Origin of the sequence: Caballeronia sp. (assembly GCF_049581465.1) — a bacterium.
GTDB lineage: Bacteria > Pseudomonadota > Gammaproteobacteria > Burkholderiales > Burkholderiaceae > Caballeronia.
The window spans coordinates 1-6,575 of record NZ_JBAUSA010000203.1 but is presented as its reverse complement, the minus strand read 5'-3'; the positions used below and the strand labels follow the sequence as shown (position 1 = coordinate 6,575).

The window sequence follows — 6,575 nt, the reverse complement described above, 5'->3', positions numbered from 1 at the left end:
AGCAGCGAGTGCGGCGACTAGCGCCACTGCGTAGCGCCATGGGCCTCGCGGTGCCCAACTCCTTGCGTTATATAGCATTCGTATGCCGCTGACCCTCGACAAACATCGATCCCCAACGAACGGCGAGGCCTTGCGCCGATAGACTAGACCGACAAGACTTAGGCTTCCCATAGGCATGCGATAGATCAGATTTCACTGAGCAGTAGTTGTCATGGCGCGACGTCCTTGCGCGAGTGAGGGGAAAGGCGCAGCTGCGCTCAAGTTCTCGAATATCGAGAGAGTTGAGTGGCCTTAGATGCGATTTTGCCAAGACGAACAGGACGCTGCTCCAATTTGACAGCGGTACGGCTCAATTGGTGACACGGTATCAGGAATTGCGCGATAGCTACTCCCGGCTCGAAGGTCAAAGAGCCACCGGCTACCTATGTTTCACCTAAGTCAAGATCGGCAGAGTCACGATACCAAAATGAATCCACCCTGCGACCGCGGGCGCCCACATGGACTTTTATCTGAAAAATCACAATGCACCCCACAATCGCCCGAGTTTTAGTGCCCCGGCGAAGCTCTTCCACTGGATAACGGTCTTGCTGCTCATCATTCAGTACACCATTGGATGGTTGATGCCGGACGTACATAAGGATACCAAGCCAATTGGATTGATCAGTTTGCACCTTTCGATTGGGTCGCTGATCGTCTTGGTCGTTTTGAGTCGATTGGCATGGCGGCTGACGCACCCAGCGCCAGCAGAACCAAGCGCTTTGCCGCCCATGTTGCAGGGCGCCACACGCGCGACCCATTGGCTATTGTATGCGTTACTAGTCGCGTTTCCGCTGATGGGATGGGCAAACGCATCGTCGCGGGGATGGCAAGTCTCTCTATTCAGCTTGGTACCGCTGCCGCCACTCTCACCCACAGGCTCGGTTCTCGGACATCAAATGGGTGACATTCACCAAGTATTTGCATGGGTATTGCTGGCGGCTGTCGGCCTGCACATCTCGGCTGCTCTATTTCATCATTTCATCATAAAGGATGACACCCTGCGACGGATGCTGCCGAGACGGAGATGATGGATCGATGAGGTCCGCCGGCATCCACTAAGTTTCTCATAAGTTTTACGCTCTAATGCCTGACTGCAGCGGCCTGCATGCTGGCGTGCGGAAACGGGAACTGAGAAGGCGCGCTGTTCATTAGAAGGAATGGCCGATTGGTCCTCAGCGCAGTTAGAATTGCCGGAACGTGTGATAGGAATGAGTTGCTGAATCGATATTCGGGTCAACAAGCCAACAGCTAGCACGTACTTTAGCCGGCATCCTAACCAATGACGGTCCAGTTTTTAGCTTTTGTCCAGTTGATTCTCGTTCTTCTGTGCTTCGTGGCGACGGATATGCCATAGCAGCAGCGGTGGCCATGCCATTTTTCAACAAACGTCCAAATTACCCGCGTAGCGGTTGGACACCCTTCAGCCTATTGAAGCCATTGTGTGGCGTGGAGCCTCGCCTTTACGAGAACCTCGCAACGTTCTGTGAGCAGGCGCATCCTTGTTTTCAATTGCTATTCGGGGTGTCGTCGCCAGCCGATCCCGCGATCGCGGTGGTGAGGCGCCTGCACGAAACGTATCCCGGGCAGGACATCGAACTCGTTACCGATCCGCGCGTCCACGGCAGTAACCTCAAGGTTAGCAATCTCATCAACATGGCGCAGCGGGCTAGGCACGACATCGTGGTGCTGGCTGATAGTGATATAGCCGTTGATGAAGACTATCTGGATTCTGTAACAGCGCCGCTCGACGATACCAACGTCGGAGTCGTGACTTGCCTATATCGCGCCCGGAGCGTCGGCGGCATTTGGCCGCGCATCGGAGCGCTATTTACCAACGAATGGTTTGCTCCATCAGTGCGTGTCGCTCACGCAGGTGGGTCCCGCTGCTTCGGCTTTGGCGCGACGCTTGCGCTTCGTCGTACGACGCTCGCGGAGATTGGCGGTTTCGAGGCCTTTAAAGACTGCCTCGCCGATGATTACTGGCTGGCCGAGCGTGCGCGAGCATTAGGAATGAGCACGGTACTGTCTTCAGTGGTGGTCGCCACCGATGTTATCGAGCCGACCTTTATCGAACTATGGCAGCGCGAAACCCGCTGGCTGCGGACAATACGTTCGGTGAGCCCTGCGGGATTTTCCTTTCTGTTCGTTACTTTCACCTCGCCTTGGCTATTGATAAGCGCGCTTCTCTGCTTCAATCTTTATCGCGGTGGTGGCGCGATGGCGCTAACGCTGTCGATCAGCACTTTCGCGGGCGTTGTCGCGAGGGTTATGCTGCACGCGCGCAGCGCACGTCATGCCCGTACTTTCTGGCGGGATCTGCCACTACAGCTAGACGTCGTTGCATCTCCTGTCCAGACTTGCGTGTGACGCTCGACAAAGGAGCGCTGCTCGAGGTGCCTACCAGTTTGCCAGGTGGCATCTTATGATGAAGCGCTAAGTCCCTTCTAAGTCTTAGGTGCAACATCCACCGAGTCGCAGCAGGAAGTCTTCCAAAACGTGCTCATGAACAATGAAGAACTAGGCGTCGAACGTCGATCGGGTCGGACTGGAGAGTGGCATCGGGAAAAAGAATATCCCGTTAACTCAGGAGTTGGAACGGCGGCCACACTTCGTGCAGAATGGGGAAATGCGCCAACTCAGTATATCTATTTATATGAACTCCACACTTTGGACGAACGACCCTGAGCGGGCTTACACGGAATGGCAGCATGAGGAAGCTGCCGGAGCCGACAGTCGACCTTTCTCCGAGCAGTCGATCGTTCAGCATCGCGCAATGTTCGCGCGATTTCACCGGTACCTGGTCAGTCATCGGCAAACCGTGGCCACCTACGGCGCCGACCACGTCGACGGGTTCTTCGAGGCGATCGCAACCGACTGCGCTCCCGGCACGGCGACGCACATTCGGTACCTCAAACTGATCGATCGCTTCACACGGCATCTAGTAGCGATTGATGAGCGCAAAGATAATCCTGCGGCTGAGATGCTGACCCGATGGACGTGGCCTGAAGACGAGCCGAGACCGATCCACCTATCTGTGATCGACGACAAGCGCCTACAGGAGGCATGCAGTCCTACGGTTGATGCAACTTTCAAGCAAATCAGAAACAGGGCGGTGGTGGCCCTCTTTCTGGGAAGCGGAATCACGGCGGCCGAGTGCCGGCGACTTCATCTTGCTGATCTCAGCGTCGATGGGCTGTGGCCAAACGTTTTCGTCGAAAAGCGCGGCCCACGCATTGCGCGGAAGGTGCCCCTCGACGCCTTTTCACTCGATGTCCTCCGTGATTATCACGAAGCACGCCGCGGCCTAAGTTGCGCGAATGATTGGCTATTCGTAGCGACGTCGGCCGGAAAGCCCATGACGGATGACACGCTGGGCGAGTGCGTACGATCAGCGCTGAAAACGTTGAACATCTCGGCGGCCCATATGAGTCCTCGATTGCTGCGCAACACCTATGGTCGCCGACATATCCACGCTGGTCGCACCAACAAGGAAGTCAGCAACCTGCTTGGACTCTCAAGGCGTCGCACTGCGGCGCGACTCCGGCAGACGCTCGACTTGCCGTAAGGATTCGTACGCTGCCTTCACTATACGTAGGCATCCGTAATGTGGGTGTGCGCTGGGCATTGGGCTCGACGCACAACCTATAGGTGAATCATGGGCTACTCGGGCAGTTACAAAGACGCCGCCTACCCCGGATCGGATCGTGAGCCATAAAGAAGCGACGGCCGTCCAACGTACTAACCGGTAATAACCGTCGCGCTGGCGAACAAGATGGCCCGCACGTTCTGGGTTCTTCTGGCGCACAACAGGCCGTATCAGGCCAATTACGTGAGCGTAAGAGCTGCTGGGAAAACCGTAGGAGGGGTGCCCGAAGACGGCGCGCTCGATTCGCGGTGGCGCTCCATATCGGGTTCCAGGGAACTAGGGGCCGCACGCTCGACGCGTACAAGCAGATTCCGAGAGCGCTCTGTAGACGGCACGGAAGTCTATGATGCTGCGTGCCCAGCCGCGTTGCAGGCGCATCTGTCAGCGCTGATCGGCAGGGCTGGAATTAAAAGCGCCGTCGGGTTCGCCACCAAACCGGCGAACAATCCGCGACCGGCCAGCAGAAGCAGATGGGTTTCAAACCTCGCCCTGGCACACCAGAGCTCGATATCGTCAACTACGATGTTCGGTCACACTTGGTTGCCGGACCTTGATTACTCACAACCCGTCCGCCGAGTCTGACGCGCAAGAAGTGATTGGTTCGTGCTGGTCGACCTCGCACTAACCGCGGCCACCAGCGTGGCCGCCACCGCTACGGCCCTGCCACTGTCCGCCACCGCCGCCGCCGTGGCCATACCCACCACCGCCGTATCCGTAGCCACCACCATGGCCCCAGCCGCCGCGATAGCCGTACCCATGGTTCCAGCCACGCCAGTCGACCCCACGGTTGTAGTAGCGGCCGCCGTACCAGCCACCACCACCGACATAGATACCACCACCGTACACCGCCGGATAACCATAGTAGTATGGTTCATCATAGTTCGTTGCGTAGGGCTCGCCATATCCGTCGTATCCATAGCCGTAACCCGGCGCGACGGCGCAACCGCCCACGCATGCAACAAGTGACGCAACAACTGCTGACAGTGCAATTGGCCTAAGCATGTGATCGCCTCCCGCGCTTCCATTCTTGAGTAAGAGCCGAGGAACCTTGCTAAAGTTCGCGCAGAATTGTCTCTCTGGATCACAGCGTAAATCGTTGCGGGTGAACATGTGACCAATGGCGTCGATATTGTTGTCCGTCATCTATTGGCACCTCGGCGAAATGACGCCGGTCGTTTGCGCAATAATGGGGTCGGCTCAAGATTCGGATTTTTGCACGCTTACGGTTCCGCTACGCGATGATGGAGAAGGCTCCCTGCTTCTCGTGATCTCGTGTATGGACTGCGGCAAGACAAGCGCTCGAAGTCGTGACGTACATGATTGTGTGGTGCGAATATCGTGCCTTTCGTTCGAGGGTGATGGTGCCATCGATGTCAGGATCGTCAGCCCGGCCGATGTTGCACGCGTTGAGCTCGCTGAATGGCCAGCCTGGCGGTGTTGCACACCCTGCCCGGCGAAATTACCGCACTCGCAGCGATCCCCATCAGGAACCACGGCTACATCCCGAGTTCGAGATCCTGAAGACCACGCCCGGCATCGGAAATGTGCTCCCCGCGACGATCATGCTTGAGACGGTTCTGTCGCAATAAATTGGTTGAGTAAAAGGCTATTTGATGAGGATAGCTTACGTCACCATCGAGTGGGACTGGCAGGCTGCAGATGGCTTGATTTTTCCAGTGTGTTTCACACCAGGCTTACTGAATCGACGGAACTAAGCCGAGCTTTTGAGAAAGCAGCCACTCGTAGACGCCGAAGTTGGTTCTGATGTGATGGACGACTTCTCCGCTTTGGCATATGCCTACCCCGAAGGGAGGGAGTCGTCCATCACATCAGAACCCGCGTGAGCTCGCAGGCCGCGCATCGCACTTCGGTCCGTTGCCGACTCTGAGCCGGACATCGATTCAGCGTGACGTCAAAGGCGCCTTTCGAGCCCAAACAGCCAATGACCAGATGTTCGTTATGGCAACTTGTAACTGACGTGGCGGGCCATCCGACCTCCGCCTCGACCATCTGCCCGCAGCGCGTTGCGTACGCAACTTCGCTCACGCAGTTCTACGGTCAATATGACTTCGAACGCGTCTCAGGCGAGCTGTTTGACAGCTGCTAACGAGACGATCCGAACGGAACGTAAGTTACAGCCGCAAACACCAGTCAACGGTCGCCTACCTAACCGCCTGTTATGAAACAAAACCGAGCTCGCATGGCAGCGATGTGAATGAACAATGTGCAACGGCGCGAAGCTGCTGCGTTGTATGCGATGTTGCTTCCATCCATGATGGAATTATTTAATTCGGTCGACCCACCCTTCCATGCGCCTTCCGTTACCACGCTTGACTTAGTGAAGACTTAGGCGCAGTCACGATAACTCGATCTGTTGTATCTTCGCATCAAGGAACCCTCGGCAATTTGATGCCCAATCTGTCGCTAAGGTGTTTAGGGTCACTCACACTTGTCAATTCATATAAGCTGCTTTTCGGTGTTCATCTCATCGTGATGCCTTTCATCGGCGGCCGTGATCCTGCCGAAATACAAGGATTTCACAACAAAGGAGGGGTGTCGGAAGACTTTGTTCAGAGGACAAGTGAGATGCTTTAAAGGCGGGAAAAGCATCCGCTTTGAAGTACGAACTACCGATGTCAAGCACTTCAGCAGGAAACGCGTTCTCAGGTCCACGCGATAGAAAACCGTGCCTTGATTGAAATGTTTCATGGGCTCTTATATTGCCGCTCTGGCACCTTTTGGTACGTCATAATTCTTCAGTAATTCGTTCCGCCGACCGGGCGCTACGGGCAATTGGACGCCAACTGATGGTAGTCTCACCGAGGTATCTATGATTTCGACGCCACGAACGCTGATCTACGCATGTAGAGATGCGTCGATGTCGCTGACA

General features: G+C 56.0%; 4 protein-coding genes and 2 pseudogenes. 5 read left to right on the top strand and 1 reads right to left on the bottom strand.

The genetic code is table 11. From position 1 onward, the window contains the following. Positions 1-497: 497 nt before the first annotated feature. The 4 genes and pseudogenes from WCA53_RS05020 to WCA53_RS05005 form a co-directional block, all read left to right on the top strand. The gene (locus WCA53_RS05020) at positions 498-1,067 is read left to right on the top strand and encodes a cytochrome b (RefSeq protein WP_423906306.1); all 570 of its coding nucleotides are present in this window, start codon (positions 498-500) and stop codon (positions 1,065-1,067) included. A 251-nt stretch (positions 1,068-1,318) separates the two neighbouring features. Continuing rightward, positions 1,319-2,364 (top strand): annotated as a pseudogene (hpnI, locus tag WCA53_RS05015) (bacteriohopanetetrol glucosamine biosynthesis glycosyltransferase HpnI); the annotation flags it as partial. Between the two features lie 301 nt (positions 2,365-2,665). Then, positions 2,666-3,604: a tyrosine-type recombinase/integrase gene (locus tag WCA53_RS05010; RefSeq protein ID WP_423906303.1), complete on the top strand. Its 939-nt coding sequence runs from the start codon at positions 2,666-2,668 to the stop codon at positions 3,602-3,604. Positions 3,605-3,784: 180 nt separating this feature from the next. Beyond that, positions 3,785-3,886: pseudogene (locus WCA53_RS05005) on the top strand (IS110 family transposase); the annotation flags it as partial. Positions 3,887-4,306: 420 nt separating this feature from the next. Here WCA53_RS05005 and WCA53_RS05000 read toward each other — a convergent pair. After that, a complete protein-coding gene (locus tag WCA53_RS05000) occupies positions 4,307-4,687 on the bottom strand; it encodes a hypothetical protein (RefSeq protein ID WP_423906300.1) in 381 nt (126 codons plus the stop codon). A gap of 368 nt (positions 4,688-5,055) precedes the next feature. On the opposite strand from WCA53_RS05000, the gene WCA53_RS04995 reads away from it, so the two are divergent. After that, positions 5,056-5,274: a hypothetical protein gene (locus WCA53_RS04995; RefSeq protein ID WP_423906296.1), complete on the top strand. Its 219-nt coding sequence runs from the start codon at positions 5,056-5,058 to the stop codon at positions 5,272-5,274. The last annotated feature ends 1,301 nt before the right edge of the window (positions 5,275-6,575 follow it).

What these genes read in the sequence shown, in the direction of transcription:
- WCA53_RS05020 (WP_423906306.1), top strand. Translation starts at nt 498, where the DNA reads ATGGACTTTTATCTGAAAAATCACAATGCACCCCACAATCGCCCGAGT.
- WCA53_RS05010 (WP_423906303.1), top strand. Translation starts at nt 2,666, where the DNA reads ATGCGCCAACTCAGTATATCTATTTATATGAACTCCACACTTTGGACG.
- WCA53_RS05000 (WP_423906300.1), bottom strand. Translation starts at nt 4,687, where the DNA reads ATGCTTAGGCCAATTGCACTGTCAGCAGTTGTTGCGTCACTTGTTGCA.
- WCA53_RS04995 (WP_423906296.1), top strand. Translation starts at nt 5,056, where the DNA reads ATGTCAGGATCGTCAGCCCGGCCGATGTTGCACGCGTTGAGCTCGCTG.